The sequence below is a fragment of the Halorubrum sp. SD683 genome (assembly GCF_002135045.1).
GTDB lineage: Archaea > Halobacteriota > Halobacteria > Halobacteriales > Haloferacaceae > Halorubrum > Halorubrum ezzemoulense.
Window position 1 is genome coordinate 1 of record NZ_NEWJ01000021.1, and the last position, 16,609, is coordinate 16,609.

The 16,609-nt window shown below is 70.4% G+C and carries 13 protein-coding genes; 6 read left to right on the plus strand and 7 right to left on the minus strand.

Annotation, left to right across the window (positions count from 1 at the left end):
- The coding region (locus B9G49_RS07545) for a helicase-related protein (RefSeq protein ID WP_143414690.1) at nucleotides 1-1,529 on the plus strand (1,529 nt) is incomplete at its 5' end.
- A 50-nt stretch (nucleotides 1,530-1,579) separates the two neighbouring features.
- Here B9G49_RS07545 and B9G49_RS07550 read toward each other — a convergent pair.
- A complete protein-coding gene (locus B9G49_RS07550) occupies nucleotides 1,580-2,641 on the minus strand; it encodes a phytoene/squalene synthase family protein (RefSeq protein WP_086215959.1) in 1,062 nt (353 codons plus the stop codon).
- Nucleotides 2,642-2,818: 177 nt separating this feature from the next.
- On the opposite strand from B9G49_RS07550, the gene B9G49_RS07555 reads away from it, so the two are divergent.
- Nucleotides 2,819-3,964 carry an acyl-CoA dehydrogenase gene (locus B9G49_RS07555; RefSeq protein WP_086215960.1) on the plus strand — a complete coding sequence of 382 codons (1,146 nt, stop codon included), beginning with the start codon at nucleotides 2,819-2,821 and terminating at the stop codon, nucleotides 3,962-3,964.
- A gap of 28 nt (nucleotides 3,965-3,992) precedes the next feature.
- Here B9G49_RS07555 and B9G49_RS07560 read toward each other — a convergent pair whose 3' ends face one another.
- Together B9G49_RS07560 and B9G49_RS07565 are read right to left on the minus strand one after the other, a co-directional pair.
- Nucleotides 3,993-5,993: a PH domain-containing protein gene (locus B9G49_RS07560; protein WP_086215961.1), complete on the minus strand. Its 2,001-nt coding sequence runs from the start codon at nucleotides 5,991-5,993 to the stop codon at nucleotides 3,993-3,995.
- Entirely contained in the window at nucleotides 5,990-6,454 is a 465-nt protein-coding gene (locus B9G49_RS07565) for a PH domain-containing protein (protein WP_049929933.1), read from the minus strand. The genes B9G49_RS07560 and B9G49_RS07565 overlap by 4 nt, the downstream gene beginning before the upstream one ends.
- Nucleotides 6,455-6,649: 195 nt before the next feature.
- Here B9G49_RS07565 and B9G49_RS07570 point away from each other — a divergent pair, with 195 nt between their 5' ends.
- Nucleotides 6,650-7,945: a Glu/Leu/Phe/Val dehydrogenase gene (locus B9G49_RS07570; RefSeq protein WP_049929931.1), complete on the plus strand. Its 1,296-nt coding sequence runs from the start codon at nucleotides 6,650-6,652 to the stop codon at nucleotides 7,943-7,945.
- A 45-nt stretch (nucleotides 7,946-7,990) separates the two neighbouring features.
- On the opposite strand, the gene B9G49_RS07575 is transcribed toward B9G49_RS07570, so the two are convergent.
- Both B9G49_RS07575 and B9G49_RS07580 read right to left on the minus strand, forming a co-directional pair.
- Entirely contained in the window at nucleotides 7,991-8,725 is a 735-nt protein-coding gene (locus tag B9G49_RS07575; protein WP_086215962.1) for a YqjF family protein, read from the minus strand.
- Between the two features lie 67 nt (nucleotides 8,726-8,792).
- Nucleotides 8,793-9,746, minus strand: coding sequence for a cation diffusion facilitator family transporter (locus tag B9G49_RS07580; protein ID WP_049929928.1), 954 nt, complete (start codon nucleotides 9,744-9,746; stop codon nucleotides 8,793-8,795).
- A 173-nt stretch (nucleotides 9,747-9,919) separates the two neighbouring features.
- Here B9G49_RS07580 and B9G49_RS07585 point away from each other — a divergent pair, with 173 nt between their 5' ends.
- A complete protein-coding gene (locus B9G49_RS07585) occupies nucleotides 9,920-10,621 on the plus strand; it encodes an HD domain-containing protein (RefSeq protein WP_086215963.1) in 702 nt (233 codons plus the stop codon).
- Nucleotides 10,622-10,681: 60 nt separating this feature from the next.
- Here the strand turns inward: B9G49_RS07585 and B9G49_RS07590 are convergent, their stop codons facing one another.
- Nucleotides 10,682-11,428 carry a TetR/AcrR family transcriptional regulator gene (locus B9G49_RS07590; protein ID WP_086215964.1) on the minus strand — a complete coding sequence of 249 codons (747 nt, stop codon included), beginning with the start codon at nucleotides 11,426-11,428 and terminating at the stop codon, nucleotides 10,682-10,684.
- A gap of 166 nt (nucleotides 11,429-11,594) precedes the next feature.
- Between B9G49_RS07590 and B9G49_RS07595 the strand changes: the two genes are divergently transcribed.
- Together B9G49_RS07595 and B9G49_RS07600 are read left to right on the plus strand one after the other, a co-directional pair.
- On the plus strand, nucleotides 11,595-13,301 hold the full coding sequence (locus tag B9G49_RS07595) for a COG1361 S-layer family protein (protein ID WP_086215965.1): 1,707 nt from the start codon (nucleotides 11,595-11,597) through the stop codon (nucleotides 13,299-13,301).
- A gap of 108 nt (nucleotides 13,302-13,409) precedes the next feature.
- Entirely contained in the window at nucleotides 13,410-15,908 is a 2,499-nt protein-coding gene (locus B9G49_RS07600) for an RND family transporter (RefSeq protein ID WP_086215966.1), read from the plus strand.
- 43 nt (nucleotides 15,909-15,951) lie between these two features.
- On the opposite strand, the gene B9G49_RS07605 is transcribed toward B9G49_RS07600, so the two are convergent.
- Nucleotides 15,952-16,374 (minus strand): hypothetical protein, encoded by a 423-nt coding sequence (locus B9G49_RS07605; RefSeq protein ID WP_086215967.1) that lies wholly within the window; start codon nucleotides 16,372-16,374, stop codon nucleotides 15,952-15,954.
- Between the last annotated feature and the right edge of the window lie 235 nt (nucleotides 16,375-16,609).

The window sequence follows — 16,609 nt, forward strand, 5'->3', positions numbered from 1 at the left end:
CGACGGTGCGCGGACCGACCCTGGGAGTGACGCTGGCGACGCTCCGACGCCGGAATCCGGACCTCCAGACGGTCGCGCTCTCGGCGACGGTCGACAACCCCGAGGCGATCGCCGACTGGCTCGACGCCGCGCTCGTCGAGTCCGGGTGGCGGCCGGTCGACCTCCGGACCGGCGTCGCCGTCGGCGGCGAGGTCGACTTCGACGACGGCACGAGCCTCTCGGTCGACCTCGACGAGACCGAAATCGACGGCGACGGGGACGCCGACGACGAGAACGATCCGACCGAGGTCACGGCCGCGCTGGTCGCCGACGCGGTCGCGGACGGCGGCCAGTGCCTCGCCTTCGTCCGCTCTCGCCGCGAGGCGGTCGACCTCGCCGAGCGGCTCGCCGAGGACGGCCTCGCCGCGGAGTTGGGGATCGACGAGGCGGCCGCCGCGGCGGCCGAGGAGGCGACCGACGTGGACGGCACGCTCACCGGCCGACAGCTCGCCGACTGCCTGCGGACAGGCGTCGCGTTCCACCACGCCGGGCTCCGGTCGGGTCACCGCGCCGTCGTCGAGTCGGCGTTTCGCGAGCGCGACGTGGCCTGTATCTGCGCCACGCCCACGTTGGCGGCCGGCGTCAACGTGCCCGCGCGCCGCGTCGTCGTCCGCGACCAGCGCCGGTACGGGGAGGGTGGCATGGCGTGGATCCCGACGCTCGAGGTCCACCAGATGTGCGGCCGCGCCGGTCGGCCCGGCCTCGACCCGCACGGGGAGGCGGTCCTCGTCGCCGACGCCGACACTCGAGGGGAGGTTCGCGAGCGCTACGTCGAGGGCGAGCCCGAGGCCGTCGAGTCGCAGCTCGCCGAGCCGGGCGCGCTCCGGACGCACGTGCTCGCGGCGGTCGCGACGGGGTTCGCCGCGACCGAGTCGGAGATCCTCGACGTGTTCGAGGGGACGTTCTACGCGCGGGAGACGGGGGCGGGCGGGCTCGCCGACGCCGTCGCCGTCGCGGTCGACGACCTCGTTGCGGCCGGGATGGTCGCGCGGGAGACAGGCGGGGTCGAGGACTACCGCCTCGTCGCGACGGCGGTCGGCGAGACGACCTCGAAGCAGTACGTCCGCCCGGAGACCGGCGAGCGGATCGTCGCCGGCCTCCGCGCGGCGGCCGACCTGTCCGAGGCGACGACGCTCACCGCCTTCGAGGTGATCTGCGACACGCCGGACATGCAGGACACCTACCTCGGCAACGCCGAGCGGGCCGACATCTACCAGTTCGCCCGGAGCAACGCCGCACAGCTGACGACGGACATGACCGACCCGGACGACTTCGAGGGGTGGCTGGAGTCGGTGAAGACCGCCCGCATCCTAGACGAGTGGATCGGGGGCGCGACCGTCGAGGAGCTGGTCGAGCGGTACCGGATCGGTCCGGGCGACCTCGACTCCCGTGTCGAGCGCGCGGAGTGGCTGCTGAGCGCGGCCGAGGCGCTCGGGGAGACGACGGGCGTGCGCGTTCCCGCGGTGTCCCGGGCGCGGTCGCGGCTGTGAGCGACGAGGGATGCCGGGGAAAAACGAAAGCGGCGGCGACGCGCGGTGGCTCAGTCCGCCGAGCCGACCGCGCGGGGGAACGGCGTCCGGGCGATGGTCTGGCGCAGTTCCGCGAGCGAGTCGCGGCCGACGTCGCTCGCCGCGGACATCACCGCGAACACCTCCTGTCTGGACACCTTCACGCCGGTCTCGGTGAGCGCGTCTTCCGGGCGGGTCCCGAGCTCTCGGAGGGTACCGACCGCGAGCAGGTACGGGACCGTCCACGCCTCCATCGTGTTCCCGTTCGACAGCGGCATCGTCTCCAGGTACGCCTGCGCGTCGTCGAGGAACGAGCGGGCGTAGTCCGCGGTCCGGCCGACGACCCGCGCGGACGACTCGCGGTTCTCGGGGTGGACAACGCGCTCCTGCTCGACGCCCTCGGCCTCGAGCCACTCGGCAGGGAGGTAGACGTTGTTCTCCTCGGTGTAGTCGTCGTAGACGTCCTTCGAGACGTTGACGAGCTGGAGGAGGAGGCCGAACTCCTCGGCGGTCTCCCGCAGTCGCGTCGCGCGCTCCTCGGTGAGGTCGCCGCGGGTGAGCAGGTTCGTGATGAGGTTGCCGACGGTGCCGGCCGCGTAGTAGCAGTACTGTTCCAACTCGTCGCGGTCGTCGATGCGGAGTCCGCCCTCGGTCGCGTGACGCTCGACGAACATCGCCATCCCGTCGACCATCTCCAACACCGGCGGGACGATGGCATCCTGGGCCTCCGGGTCGAGCTCTTCGAACGTCGCAGCGATCGTGGGCGCCTCGGCGACGACGGTCCAGTCGTCGTCGCGCTCCGCGGGCAGCCACTCGTCGACCGACGCGCGGAACGCCGCGATGTCCGTCTCGTCGTCCGGATCGATCGATCGCCGGTACGTCCGCAACACGTCGCTCTGGGCGTCCGGCGGGATATGACCCGCGTCCTCGACCGTGTCGGCGACGCGGCAGAGGAGGTAGCCGACGCAGATCTGCGACGCCATCGGCTCCTCTAACACGTCGACAGTCAGCGCGAAGGTCCGCGAGACCCCCTGGACCGCCTCGTGACACCACTCGAGGTCGGCCTCGCCGGGGCCGTGTTCTCGTCCGCTCATTCAGTTGCCGGTATTTACGGCACAACGCATAAAAACCCTCGTGGAACGTCCGCCGGGCGTCGACCGCGGGACGGGCGGCCGAAATCGCACGACTCGACTCCCGTTAGCTCCGACGAACCGACGACCCGTGTACAATCGTGTGGAAACGGCTAAGTCCGCCCGGCCAAAGGCTCGGGTATGGAGTTCACGCTCACCGAAGAGCAGCGTCAGATACGCGACACCGTCGCGGAGTTCGTCGACGAGGAGGTCGTTCCGCGCGCGGCCGAGATCGACGAGACCGACGAGTTCCCCGCCGACCTGGTCGAGGAGATGGCCGACCTCGGTCTCATGGGCATGCCGTTCCCGGTGGAGTACGAGGGCGCGGGCCTCGACTACCACAGCTACGCGATCGGGCTCGAAGAGATCTCCCGCGGCTCCGGCGGGCTCGGGACGGTCGTCGCCGCCCACACCTCGCTGGCCGGCAACATGCTCTACGAGTTCGGCGACGAGGCCCAGAAGCAGGAGTACCTCACCGCGTTAAACACCGCCGAGGACATCGGCGCGTTCGCCCTCTCGGAGGCGGAGGCCGGCTCCGACGTGCCGGCGATGTCGACCACCGCGGAACGCGACGGCGACGGCTACGTCGTGAACGGCGGCAAGCTCTGGATCTCGAACGGCTCCGTCGCTGACACGGTCACCCTGTTCGCCAAGACCGACCCCGACGCCGGCCGGAACGGCATCTCCTCGTTCGTCGTGCGCCCCGAGGAGGACGACGGGTTCATCGTCGAGGGGACGGAGGACAAGCTCGGCGACAAGGGATGTCCGACCGCGGAGCTCCGGTTCGACGACATGTGGATCCCCGAGGACCGGCTGCTCGGCGAGGAGGGCGACGGGTTCGTCCACGCGCTGAAGACGCTCAACGGCGGGCGCATCACCATCGCGGCCCGGTCGGTCGGGATTGCGCGCGCGGCACTTAACGAGGCGAAATCCTACGCCCAACAGCGCGAACAGTTCGACCGCCCCATTTCCGACTTCCAGGCGATCCAGCACAAGCTCGCCGACATGGACACGAAGGCGCGCGCGGCGGAGCTGCTGATGCACGAGGCGGCCGACCTGAAGATGCGCGACGAGGACTACATCAAGGAGGCCGCGCAGGCGAAGCTGTACGCCTCGGAGATCGCCCGGGAGGTCGCCAACGAGGGCATCCAGATCCACGGCGGCTACGGCTACACCAAGGACTTCCCCGCGGAGCGGTTCTACCGCGACGCCAAGCTCTCGGAGATATACGAGGGAACGAGCGAAGTGCTCCGCAACACGATCGCACAACAGCTCCTCGACGAGTGAGCGGGCGGGGCCGCGCGGGCCACGCCCCTCAGCGGTCGTCTGGAGTCTCGCCCTCCCCGTCGCGGTCGCCGTCCGCGATGTCGCGATCGCCGTCCGCCGCGTCTCCGTCTGCCTCGCGCTCCTCGCCGGATCCCGGCCCGTGCGCCACGTCGGCGTCCGACGGGTTCTGGTCGACCGCGTACTCTCCGGTGTCGATCCGCTCCGCGGGCTCCGAGTAATCGCGATCGCTCGGCGAGAAGTCGGGCCGGACGACGCCGTCCTCGGGGATATCGAGGTCCTCCTCGGACGACGCCTCGCTCGCAACGTCGTCCGCCTCGGCGTCGGCGACCACGTCGTCGTCGGGTTCGTCGCCGGCGTCCTCGCTCCCTACGCCACCCTCGTCGACGCCGCCCCTCTCGTCTCCCGCGGGCTTCTCGCCTCCAGGGGGCTCCTCGTCTTCGGCGGGCTTCCCCTCCTCTGTGCGACTCCCGACGCTTCCGTCCGTCTCGTCGACTCCGTCCTCTCCCCCGTCGTCGCCGTCGAGCCATTCGAAGGAGTCGGCCCCGTCGCTTCGGCGGGCCGCGACGGCGGTCGCGAGGCGCTCGGTGAGGGTCTGCTTCAGCGCCTCGGCCTCGCCGACCTCGAAGTCGACGGCGGCCGCGTCGCTGCCGGTCAGCGAACCGGTGCCCGCCGTGTCGGCAACGATCGTCGCCACGCCCCACCGGCGCTGGAACACGGTCCGGCTGTCGATCACGTTCTGGATCCGGTAGTACGGGACGACGGCGACGGTCCGGCTCCAGAACCCGTTCCGCGTGAGGAGGTGGTCCTCGCCGACCCAGTAGCCGCGGTGTTTCCACTTCAGGTGCGCCGCGGGCGGGACGGCGAGGAGGAGGGCGGCCGCCCCGTACCAGGGGATCGACGGCGACACGTACCAGTTCACGCCGTACGCGATCCCGGTGAGGACGCCGACGATCAGCGTGTACCGGATGACGTACCGCCAGCGGATCCGCTTCGGCGGGCGGTTGAACTCCGGCGTCCCGAACGACTCGACCTCGTGTGCGAGCCGGTAGACGCGGTCGGTGGCGGCGATCGGGACGGCGGACTGGTTGCCCGATTCGCTCCCCTGTCCGGGGGCGTATCCCGCCGTCTCGATAGAGAGGCTCGCGTAGCCGAGCGCGCGCTTGGCGGGGTTGTCGGTGATCCGCAGCGCCTGGATCTTCTCCGTCGGGATCGACCCGCTGTATCGCCGGAACAGCCCGCGTTCGTAGCGCAGCTCGTCGCCGGCCCGCGAGAGCCGGAACCCGTAGTAGTTCGAGAAGGCGACGCCCGCGCCGATGAGCCACGACGCGATGAAGAGGGCCGCGACCCCGACGATCGCGGTCGCGGTCAGCGCGGCGGCCGAGGTCTCCGGCAGGAAGCTCGACAGCACCGGGAACGACCCGGAGCTGAGGAACGCCAGCAGCCCGATCAGGCGCCCGTCGAACGACAGCGCGCCGACCATGGCGAGCTCGCCGGGCGAGATGGCGAACAACACTTCCTCGTCGGGGCCGAACGCGTCGTCTTCACCGGGGTCGACCGCGTCGGCGTCGGTCCCCGACGCCTCGCCGTCATCGTCTCGGCGGGCGCGTCCGGACTTCCGGCGCTGGACTTCGCGCTGGAGCCGCGTCGCCTCGTCGGGCGTGACGAAGCGGATCGACCCCTCGGTGCTGGAGCCGCCGGCGGTCTCTAAGTCGACCGCGGCGACGCCGATCGCCCGCTGAATCACGCCGCGGCTCACGTCGACGTTCTGGATCCGCCGGTACGGGATCTCCCGCTCGCGTCGCGAGATGACGCCGGAGGAAATGTCGAGCGTGTCCTCGGTGAGGACGTACTCGAACCGGCGGTAGTACGCGACCTCGTAGGCGAACGTGACGAGGAGGATGGCGGCGCCCCCGCCGACCGCCAACGGGAGCCCGAAGCCGCCGCTGTTCACGATCACGAACAGCGCGACGGCGGTCCCGGCCGCCTTCTGGAGCGCGCGGTACGGGACCGACTGCGGCGCCAGCTTCACACCGCGTCCTCCCCGTCGGCGCGGATCGCCAGCCGCTTCAACTCCTCGCGGAGGTCGCTCGCGCCGTCCGGCGTGAGTCCCGGGATCCGCACGTCCGCGCCCCGCGATCCGGCGGTGTACACCACGCAGGAGGCGAGCCCGACCGTCCGTTCGACCGGGCCGCGGCGGGAGTCGACGTGTTGGATCCGCACCAGCGGCACCGTCGTCCGGACCTGCGTGACCACCCCGCGGTCGAGGTAGATCGCGTCCTCGCGGATCTCGTAGCTCCAGCGTCGGTACCGCAACAGCGCGTGGGCGACGGTGAGCGTCAGGACGACCCCCCCGACGGCGACCGGTGCCCACCGCGGGAGGTACTCGAAGTACGCGCCGCCGACGAAGGGAGCGGTGACGAGCGCAGACAGCAGCACCGCGCGGAGGACCCACACGACCTGGACTCGGGGATGGAGCGTCTGTGCCGTCATCGACGGTCCCCCGTCGCGTGTCCGTTTGTCATGTCCGCGGCTTGTTCCCCCCGACGTATAAGTCCGGTCGGACGTGGCCGGAAGGCTTCGACGTGCGAGCGCCGATCCGCGGGCGTCGATTGCCGTGATTGTTATCATTTATCAAAGGAGAAACTTGCCGAAACCAATATCACGAACGATCGAGTCGTGGTCGCCATGGCCGACGATCCGTTCGAGAACATGCTCGCCCAGATGGACCGCGCCGAGGAGTACGCAGACGTGGACCACGGGGTGTTCGAGCGGCTCAAGCACCCGGAACGCACGCTGAAGGTGACGCTCCCGGTGGAGCTGGAGTCCGGGGAGGTCGAGGTGTTCGAGGGGTACCGCTGTCAGTTCGACAGCGCCCGCGGGCCGTTCAAGGGCGGCGTTCGGTTCCACCCGACGGTCACGCAGCGAGAGGTCGAGGCGCTCGCCGGGTGGATGACGTGGAAGACTGCCCTGGTCGACCTCCCGTACGGAGGCGCCAAGGGCGGCGTGATCTGCGAACCGAAAGACCTCACCGAACGCGACCTCGAACGGCTCACCCGGCGGTACACCGAGGGGATCCGTCGGATGATCGGTCCCGAGATCGACGTGCCCGCGCCGGACATGAACACGAACCCGCAGACGATGGCGTGGATGATGGACACCTACTCGATGTACGAGGGGTACTCCGTCCCGCAGGTCGTCACCGGGAAGCCGCTTGAGATCGGCGGAACGCCGGGTCGCGTGGAGGCGACCGGTCGCGGCGTCTCGCTCGTCACGGAGCGGCTCTTCGAGTACCTCGACCGCGACCTGTCGGACGCGACGATCGCGATTCAGGGATTCGGGAACGTCGGGTCGAACGCGGCCCGACTCCTCGACGAGGGGGGCGCCAACGTGGTCGCCACCTCGGACGTGTCGGGCGCGGCCTACGACCCCGACGGGCTCGACGTGGCCGCGCTCGGCGCGCACGTCGACGCCGGCGGACTGGTCGAAGAGTATGTCGCGGGCGAGATCCGCGGCGGCGCGAGCACCGCCGACTCCCGCTGGGACGACCCCGACCAGATCACCAACGCGGAGCTGCTCACGCTCGACGTCGACGTGCTCATCCCGGCCGCCGTCGAGGGCGTGATCACCGCCGACAACGTCGACGACCTCCGTGCGTCGGCGGTCGTCGAGGCGGCGAACGGCCCGACGACCGTCGCGGCCGACAAGGCGCTCACCGAGCGCGACATCCAGGTCGTGCCGGACATCCTCGCGAACGCGGGCGGCGTCATCGTCTCCTACCTGGAATGGGTCCAGAACGCGCAGGAGTTCTCGTGGCCGCTGGAGACGGTCAACGCCGAGCTTGAGCGGCGCATCGGGAGCGCCTTCGACAAGACCGTCGAACAGTACGACACGAAGGAGCTCCCCGACCTGCGGACCGCCGCCTACACGCTCGCCTTGGAGCGCACCGCGAAGGCTCACGAGTACCGCGGGCTGTTCCCGTAGCCGGCCGGTCGCGGTCGCTTCCGGCCGCGGACGCTCCGCTCGGCGTCAGGCCCGCCTGATCCGGTCGGCGGTGACCGCGATCGGCTCGGCGTAGTGGAGGATCGGGTCGCCGTCGGGGGCCTCGAAGCCGTTCGCCGCGAACAGCGTGTTCGCCCGGATATCCGCCTCGGCCGGCCGCAGCGTCCACGGGTCGTGTTCGATCTCGCCCACGTACAGCCGCCCGCTCTCTCCCGCGGTGTAGAACCGGTAGTTCTCCAGTAAAAACGCCGGCAGCGACCCGATATCCGGGGTGAACGCCTCGCCGGCCGGCGCGTAGGTCGCGTCGAACCGCGCGTGCGGGACGCCCTCGTGGACGCGACGGCTCGCGAAGCGGACGGCGTCGCGCGCGTCCGCGTCGACGCCTCCCTGCCCCGCGCCGCCGCTCGTCGCGGTGCCCCGAACGTCGGTCTCGGCGCGGTAGTACGGGAGCCGGAATAGCCCGCGGGCGACCGCGACGCCGAGACGATCGTCGGCGTCGAGGCTGTGGAAGTAGACGCCGGGACCGTTCGGCCCCTCGACGTAGGTCCGGAGGTTGAGTTCGGGGAACGACAGCCCTCGCGGGACCCCGCGCGGACGGATGTCCTCCATCACGAACGGGACGACGCCGAGGTACGCGTCGCCGTCGTGAGTCGCGACCGAGAGCCCGTCGGGCAGCGCCGCGGCGACGGTCGACGGGTCGACGGGCCAGTGTGCGAACAGTCCGTCCCGCCACGTCATCTCCAGCCAGCGGCGACCGAGCATACCGATCTGTACGTGACGAGGGGGCAAAACCCGCACGACACCGGCGGTTTTGGACCCCCACCGACGGTCACTCTCGCGGGCCGGCGTCGTCCCCGCGATCGGCCGCGGAGTCGGGCGCCTCCGGCGCGTCCTTCCACTCGCCGAGGCCGGACGGATCGAGGTGGACGTGGACGTCGCCGACGTCCTCCAGTCCGCGCAGGGTCGTGACGAGCTCCGTCTCCACGCTGTGGGCCTCTCGGAGCGTCATCTCCCCGTCGACCTCGACGTGGACCTCGACCTCCAGGTCGGTTCCGTCGTAGAACACGGTCAGGTCGTGGACGCCCTCGACGGCGGGGTTGTCGCGGAGGGCGGCGACCACGCGCTCGCGGTCGCCCGGCGGCGGCGCGCCCCCGACGAGGTACGTGACGTTCTCGCGGCCGATCTCGATCCCCTGGTAGACGACGAGGAGGCTGACGAGCGCGCCGGCGACGGGATCGAGAACGGGCACGTTCAGGAACACGCCGAACACGCCGACCAGGGCGGCGATCGTGGTGTAGATGTCGTTGAGACAGTCGACTGCGAGGGCGGCGAGCGCCGTCGAGCCCAGGTCGGCGTTCACCAGTTCCGTGTACCGATACAGCAGGTACATGTCCGCCATCGCGAACAGCAGCGCCCCGACGAGGAGGAGGCTCGCCCGCACCTCCACCGGGCCGACGAACCCGAGCACGGACTCGCGCAACAGGAGCAGCCCGAGGACCGCCACCGTCGCGCCGACGAACAGCGCCGTCAGCGGCTCGATCCGCTGGTGGCCGTGCGGGTGCGTCTCGTCGGCGCTCTCGTACCGCGATCCCCCCCAGACGAACACGACCGCGCTGGCGACGAGGTCGGCGACGGAGTGCGCGGCGTCGGCCAGCAGCGCCACGCTGTTGAACGCGAGCCCCGTCGCGCCCACGACGGCTATCTTCGCCGCGTTGCCTGCGACGTTCACCGCCGCGGCCCGCTGGAACCGAGCGCGGTCGTCGTTCCCGAAGGGACTCAACATAGCAGTCGGTGCGCCCGCGACCCTGTTAAGCGTCTCGCGTCGCGTCAACGCTCGCCGCATCGCCGGAAGGCGGCCGCTAGCGACGGCCGTCTCGCGCCCGAAGACTCCGTCGTAACGCCTAAGACCGAAACGCTCCTCGCCTACGGTAATGAATCACGATCTTTTCGCCCGAGGTGGTCCCGGTGGGCGTCGAAATTAAGGAAACGGAGGTGAGCGACGAGGATTTCGAGGAGATGAAAGGCTTCGTCCGCGACTACCTCGCGGCCAGCGTCGAGAGCGAGGACGACGGCGGGCGCATGCGCTGGTACCCCTGGCACTCGGCGTCGTACCGGTTCAACCACATCCTCAACGTCGTCGACCTCGCGACAGAGATCGCCGAGGCGGAGGGCGCCGACGTGGACGTGGTCCGCGTCGCGGCCGTCTTTCACGACGTCGCCAAGCTGGAGGCGGAGCAGGACGTCCACGCGGAGGCCGGCGCGCGCGTCACCCGCGAGTACCTCCAGAGCCGCGGCAACTACCCCGAGTCGTTCATCGAGGAGGTGTGCGGGGCGGTCGTCGACCACTCGTACACCGGCGACCTCGACGACGTGCCCCTCGAGAGCCGGTGTCTGATCGAGGCCGACGTGCTCGACAAGGTCGGCGCCAACGGCGCGGTCCTCATGCTGTTGCGCATGGGGTACGAGTCGCGCACGCACATGGACTCCGCGAAGATGGTCGACCGCGTGCTCCAGCGAGCGCACGACCATACCGACCGCGTCGTCTCCGACACCGCCGAGAGCATCGCCCACCAGCGGATCAAACGCGTGAAGTGGCTCCGCGAGTGGCTCGAAGAGGAGGTCTCCAGGATGGACGCCGACGGCGTCACCGACCGCTGAACCGGTCCCCTTCCTCCCGGCAGCCGCCGGAAACGAGGCCAGTCGCCGCCGAGAGCGAACTCAGTCCGCTTCGTCCGTCTCCACCAGCGGCAGGACCCGTTCGAGGTACCCGTCGATCCCGGCGCGGGAGTCGTCGACCCAGGCTCCCCCGTTGGTCGTCGTCCAGCGGAACATCCCCCCGGTCGCGAACGTCTGGAGGGTCGCGACGACCTCCTCAACAGGTACCGATGGTGGGCTGGCTCCCGCTGCGTGCCCGTCGGGCGCCTCCGTCTCGGCCGCGGCCTCGCGGACGAGCCGCTCTAGGTACTCGCCGAAGACCCGGTCGCTGCGGTCGAAGTGCTCGCGGTACGCCTCGTCGTTCGCGGCCTGCGCGCGGAGCTCCGTCATCACCGTGACGAACTGCGCGTCCGGTGCGTAGGCGCCGTCGAGGGACGCGGGATCGACCGCTGCCGTGAGGTAGATGTCGAGCTCGTCCCGGGCCGAGCGCTCCGGAGGCGCCTCGGCGCCGTCGCTGTTCGCGCTCGGAGCCGACTCGTCGACCGGCTGCGAGTCGCCGCCGCTGACGGGCGGGGGGTCGCCGCTGTCGGAAATCGAGGCCTCGAACTCGTCGAGCAGGAACCCCATGAGGTCGACGAGCAGGTCGTCTTTGCCGTCGTAGTGGTGGTACACCAGCGACGGGCTCTTGTCGAACTCGTCGCCGATCCGCTGGATCGTGACGCTCGCGTACCCGTGCTTCCGGAGCGCGCGGAACGCCGCGCCGAGGATCGCTTCCCGCGTGCTCGTCGGCTCCGCGAACGGTCCGTCCATGTTCTGGATACTGGCGCCGACTATATATCGGCCCTGATTGAACGTTCATTCAGCACGCTTATGTCGATGGCGACTGACAGGAACCTATGACTCGTCACGCTCCGCCGCGGTACGACCGGTCGCCGTTCGCGACCAAACGCACCCCAAGCGACGGCGGAGGTGACCGATGAGCCGGCCGACGCGGCTCGCGACGGCCGCGCTCGCCGTCGTCGCGGCGAGCGCACTGCTCGTCGGCGTCTCGCTCGCCGGCGCCGCGGCGCCGAGCGCGGGCGCGCCGTCCGGCGGCGACGTCGCCGCGTTGTCGGGAGTCGACGGTCCGACCGCCGACGGCACCGTCGCGCAGACGGAGTCGAATCCGACCCCCAGACAGGTCCGCGGGTCGCCCGTGCTGGAACTGTTCGCCACCCAGCGGACGGTTCCGAGCGGCGCCGAGTCGACCCTCACGATCGACATCGTCAACACCGGCGAGATGTCGATCGGCAACCAGCTTGACTCCCGCGTCACCACCGCTCGCGGGCTCACCCTCGAGATCGACGACGGCGGCGTGCCGATCGACGTGGAGGACGGCAAGATCCCGGTCGGAGACGTTCGGACCGCCGCGAGCCCGGTCTCCGTGCCGCTCGACGTGACGGTGCCCGACGACGTGCCCGACGGCCGGTACGAGGTCGAGGCGACGGCCCGCTACCGGTACACCTTCGAGATCATCCCCGAGTTCAACGACCACAAGGACCGCCGCGGGATCGAGGACTTCGACCTGACCATCGTCGTCGACGACGGCGCCCGCTTCGCGGTCATCGAGACCGACACCGACGCGCAGGTCGGCGGCAGCGGCGACGTGGCCGTCACGCTGTCGAACGTCGGCGACGAGACCGCGCGCGACGCGGTCGTCTCCGGCACCACGACCGCGCCCGGCGTCACCCTCGGGCAGGGCGGCGGGCAGGCGTTCGTCGGCGACTGGGCGCCCGGCGAGAACCGGACGGTGACGTTCGACTCCTCCGTGGCGGAGTCGTTCCCCGGCGGCGCCTACGCGCTCTCCTCGACCGTCGACTACCGCGACCCGAACGGAATCGACGCGACCGCGGCGGCCGCCCGCGCCGGCGTCGTTCCGATCCGTGAGCAGTCGTTCGCGCTGCGCAACGTCTCCGGCACGCTCGAAGTCGGGTACTCCGGCACGGTCTCCGGCACGATCACGAACGAGGGCCCGCTCGACGTCGAGAACGCCGTCCTCGTCGCGGACTCCGGGAGTAACCGCGTGAGCCTCGGCGAGAGCCGGTACGCGCTCCCGACGATCCCGGCCGGCGAGTCGGCGACCTTCACCTTCGACGCCGACGTGAGCGGGAGCGCCGACCCCGGCCCCCGACAGTTCCGGTTCACCACCGAGTACGACAGCGGCGACGCGACGCTCTCGGTCGAGAAGACCCGCCGCGTCGAGGTGGCGCCCCGGCAGCCCGAGTTCGAACTGGCCGTCGAGAATGCCACCGTCATGGCGGGCGAGACCCGCCGAATCAACGCCACGATCACGAACCGGCGGCCGGAGACGCTCTCCTCGATCAACGCCGGACTCTACGCCGACAGCCCGCTGACGGCGGTCAACGACGAGGCGTTCGTCGACGAGCTCGAACCCGGCGAGTCCGCTGAGATCTGGTTCGAGGTGTCCGCCGCTTCGGGGGCGAGCGTCGAGGACCACCCGATCGAGCTCGACTTCCGGTACGAGGACGAGCGGGGCAACGACCGCATCTCCGACATCACGCAGGTCCCGGTCACGGTGACCGCCGCCGTCGACGACGGCGAGCGCCCCGTCGGCCTGATCGCCGTCGCCGCCCTGCTCGTCGTCGCCGCGGCCGGCGGCGCCGTCTGGTACCGACGGCGGTGATCCGATGAGGGGACACGCCACCGTTCGCGCGACGGAGCGCCACCGCCTTCGCTCCCCGTCGGCCAGCCTTCCGTCGCCGACGAGTGAACGTCGGACAGCGGGGCGACCGTGACCGCCGTCGACCGGCTGATCGAGGAGATCGACCGCGTCGTCACGGAGCGGCCGCTGGCGGTCATCGCGGTCTTCATCCTCGTGACCGCCGCGTTCGCGGGCGGTCTGACCGGCATCGAGACGAACGCCGGCACGGACCAGTTCACGCAGGACATCCCCGCACAGCGGGCGCTCGACGACATCGACGAGGAGTTCGAGACGTCGATCGGCGGCTCCGCCACCTCCGCGCAGGTGATCGTCTCCGACGACAACGTCCTCTCTCGCGACGCGCTGCTACGGACCTTGGAGACCCAACACCGGCTGGAGTCGCGGTCGACGCTCCGGGTCGCGTCGACGTCGAGCCACGCCGACGCGGTCGCCCGACAGCTGGACTCGACCGCCGCGAGCGCGGCCGAGCGACGCGACGCCGTGGCCGAGGCGACGCCCGCCGAACTGCGGGCCGCCATCGCCGATGCCGACGCGACGGGCGCGATCGCGGCGCAGGTGTCCGTCGACTACAACCCCACCGCGCAGGCGGCCGACACCGCGATCGTGGGGATCACGTACGACCTTCCGGCGTCGGCGACGACGGCGCGGGTGACGGAGCTCCAGACCCGCAGCGTCGACGTCGTCGACTCCGTCCCGGGTAACGTCGCCGGCGAGAACGCGATCCTCTTCGGCGACGGCGTCCTCCAGTCCGAGATAACCGCGCTGTTGACCGACACCGCGATCATCGTCTTTCCGGCGGCGCTCATCCTGATCGTCGGATTCCTGATCTTCTCGTACCGCGACCCGTTCGACATGGCGATCGGGCTGTCAGCACTGCTCATGTCGCTCCTGTGGACGTTCGGGTTCATGGGGTACGCCGGGATCCCCTTCTCCAACTCGCTCGTGACGGTGTTTCCGCTCCTGCTCGCGGTCGGGATCGACTTCGGCATCCACATCGTCAACCGCTACCGCGAGGAGCGGGCGACCGGGGCCGGGATCGAGCGGTCGATGCGGACCACGACCGACCAGCTGCTCATCGCCTTCCTGCTTGTGACGATCACCACCGTGTTCGGGCTCGTCTCCAACGTCGCGAGCCCGTTCGACCCCAACCGCGACTTCGGGATCGTCGCGGCCGCCGGGATCACGTTCACGCTGATCATCTTCGGCGTCTTCCTCCCGGCCGCGAAGGTGTTCTCTGACCGGTGGCGCGAGGGGCTCCCGATCCCGGAGTTCGGCACGAGCGCGCTCGGCACCGGCGGCTCGCGGATCGCGCGCGTCCTCCGCGTCGGCGTCGACCTCTCGCGGATCGCTCCGGTCGCGGTCGTCGTGCTCCTCCTCCTCGGCGGCGCCGCCGGCGGCGCCTACGGCTCCGGCGTGGACACGGAGTTCTCGCAGGAGGCCTTCTTCCCGGATCAAGACCGGTTGGAGACGTACGCGGAGCTGCCAGAGCCGTTCGCGCCGACCGACTACACGTTCCTCGACGTGCTGACGCTGTTCGAGGAGGAGTTCGAACAGGACTTCGTGGGGTCGGTGACGCTGTACATCGACCAGTCGGTGAGAGACGACGACGCCCTGGAACTGATCGACCGGACCGCGCGGAACCCGCCGGAGACCTTCGCGACGACCGACGAGCGCCGCGCGCAGGCGACGAGCGTCGTCACCGTGATCGACGACCGCGCGTCGCGTGACCCCGAGTTCGCGGCGTTGGTAGAGCGCAACGACCGCCTCGGGAACGGCGTGCCCGACCGCAACGTCGACGAGGTGTACGACGCGCTCTTGGACTCCTCCGCGGAGAGCCGCGCCCGAGGATACGTGGCGGCCGACCGCGGCAGCGCGCGCGTCGACTTCACGATCAAACCGGGCGTCGACGACTCCGAGGCGGTCGCCGACGTGCGCGACCTCGCCGAGCGCACGCCGCTCGAAGCGGTGCCGACCGGCTCCCTCGTGGTCAACGAGGCCGTGATCGACCTGCTGACCGAGTCGGCGATCCGGAGCCTGTTCGCCGCCTTCGGGCTCACGGCGCTGTTCTTGGCGCTGTCGTACGCGTACTTGGAGGGGAAGGCCGTCTACGGCTTCCTGAACCTCGTTCCCGTCCTCGTCACCGTCGGGCTGCTCATCGGGTCGATGCGGCTGTTCGACATCCCGCTGACGCCGATCAACGCCCCCATCCTCTCGGTGTCGATCGGGCTCGGGGTGGACTACACCGTCCACTTCGTCCACCGGTTCGTCGACGAGTATCAAGAGGGGCTCCCGATCGACGAGGCGCTCGACGTCACCATCGCCGGGACCGGCGGCGCGCTCACAGGCAGCATGCTCACCACGGTCTCCGGGCTTGGCGTCCTGTGGCTCGCGGTGATCCCCCTGCTTCGCGACTTCGGCGTCCTGCTCGCGCTGGGCGTGTTCTACGCCTACCTCTGTTCGATCCTGCTCGTGCCGTCCCTCGTCGTCGTGTGGGACCGGTACGGCTCGCGCGTCGGGCTCGGGCTCGACGACGGGCTCCGCGGTTCCGGCGCCGAGAGCGGGCGCTGACGGTCGAAGGGTTTCGCCGGGAAGAGAACGCGTTTCCCGTCGATCAGCCGACGACGCCGACGAGAAGCTGGACCGTGACGAGGACGAGGAACGCGGCGCCGGTCGCGAGGGTGCCGGCGGCGACGCCGTGCGCGTTTCCGAGTCCGCGGCTCCGCGTCGCGAAGTACGCGCCGAGGAAGACGAAGCCAACGAGGAGCAGCCCGACGATCAGGTACGCGACGTTCACTAGGGTGCCGGCGAGCCCCTCTGGGATACCGAAGCTCCCGACGCCGAGGATGATGCTGCCGCCGAAGAGGACGGTGACGCCCACGAACGAGATCGCCCACACGACTGGCGTCCGGGCGATGTCGCCGAGCGTCTCGACGATCGCCTCGTAGCTACCGCCGTCGCCGTCGCGACCGGGCGCCGCTCGCTTCGCGCCGATCTCGGCGACCGCGACGAAGGTGGCGACGACGAGGAGGCCCATCAGCCCCGTACTCAAGAGGGTTAGTGATGTCATGGATATCCGTTGTTAGGGCCTCCGTTCGCGCGTACAAATACCCTTCGACGCGCGAGTTCCCCGCGTTCCGACACGTGCGCCCGTGCCGTTCGCTGCGTGTCCCGCTCGACCGTCGCCGGGTTCGTCGGCGGAGCGGCTCCGGCTCCGCTCGGGTACCTGAATCGCTGCCTCTCTCGTCCGATCGCCCGGCCCGCTACACAAG

What these genes read in the sequence shown, in the direction of transcription:
- B9G49_RS07565 (WP_049929933.1), bottom strand. Translation starts at nt 6,454, where the DNA reads ATGACGGCACAGACGCTCCATCCCCGAGTCCAGGTCGTGTGGGTCCTC.
- B9G49_RS07555 (WP_086215960.1), top strand. Translation starts at nt 2,819, where the DNA reads ATGGAGTTCACGCTCACCGAAGAGCAGCGTCAGATACGCGACACCGTC.
- B9G49_RS07595 (WP_086215965.1), top strand. Translation starts at nt 11,595, where the DNA reads ATGAGCCGGCCGACGCGGCTCGCGACGGCCGCGCTCGCCGTCGTCGCG.
- B9G49_RS07570 (WP_049929931.1), top strand. Translation starts at nt 6,650, where the DNA reads ATGGCCGACGATCCGTTCGAGAACATGCTCGCCCAGATGGACCGCGCC.
- B9G49_RS07605 (WP_086215967.1), bottom strand. Translation starts at nt 16,374, where the DNA reads ATGGGCCTCCTCGTCGTCGCCACCTTCGTCGCGGTCGCCGAGATCGGC.
- B9G49_RS07590 (WP_086215964.1), bottom strand. Translation starts at nt 11,428, where the DNA reads ATGGACGGACCGTTCGCGGAGCCGACGAGCACGCGGGAAGCGATCCTC.
- B9G49_RS07575 (WP_086215962.1), bottom strand. Translation starts at nt 8,725, where the DNA reads ATGCTCGGTCGCCGCTGGCTGGAGATGACGTGGCGGGACGGACTGTTC.
- B9G49_RS07580 (WP_049929928.1), bottom strand. Translation starts at nt 9,746, where the DNA reads ATGTTGAGTCCCTTCGGGAACGACGACCGCGCTCGGTTCCAGCGGGCC.
- B9G49_RS07550 (WP_086215959.1), bottom strand. Translation starts at nt 2,641, where the DNA reads ATGAGCGGACGAGAACACGGCCCCGGCGAGGCCGACCTCGAGTGGTGT.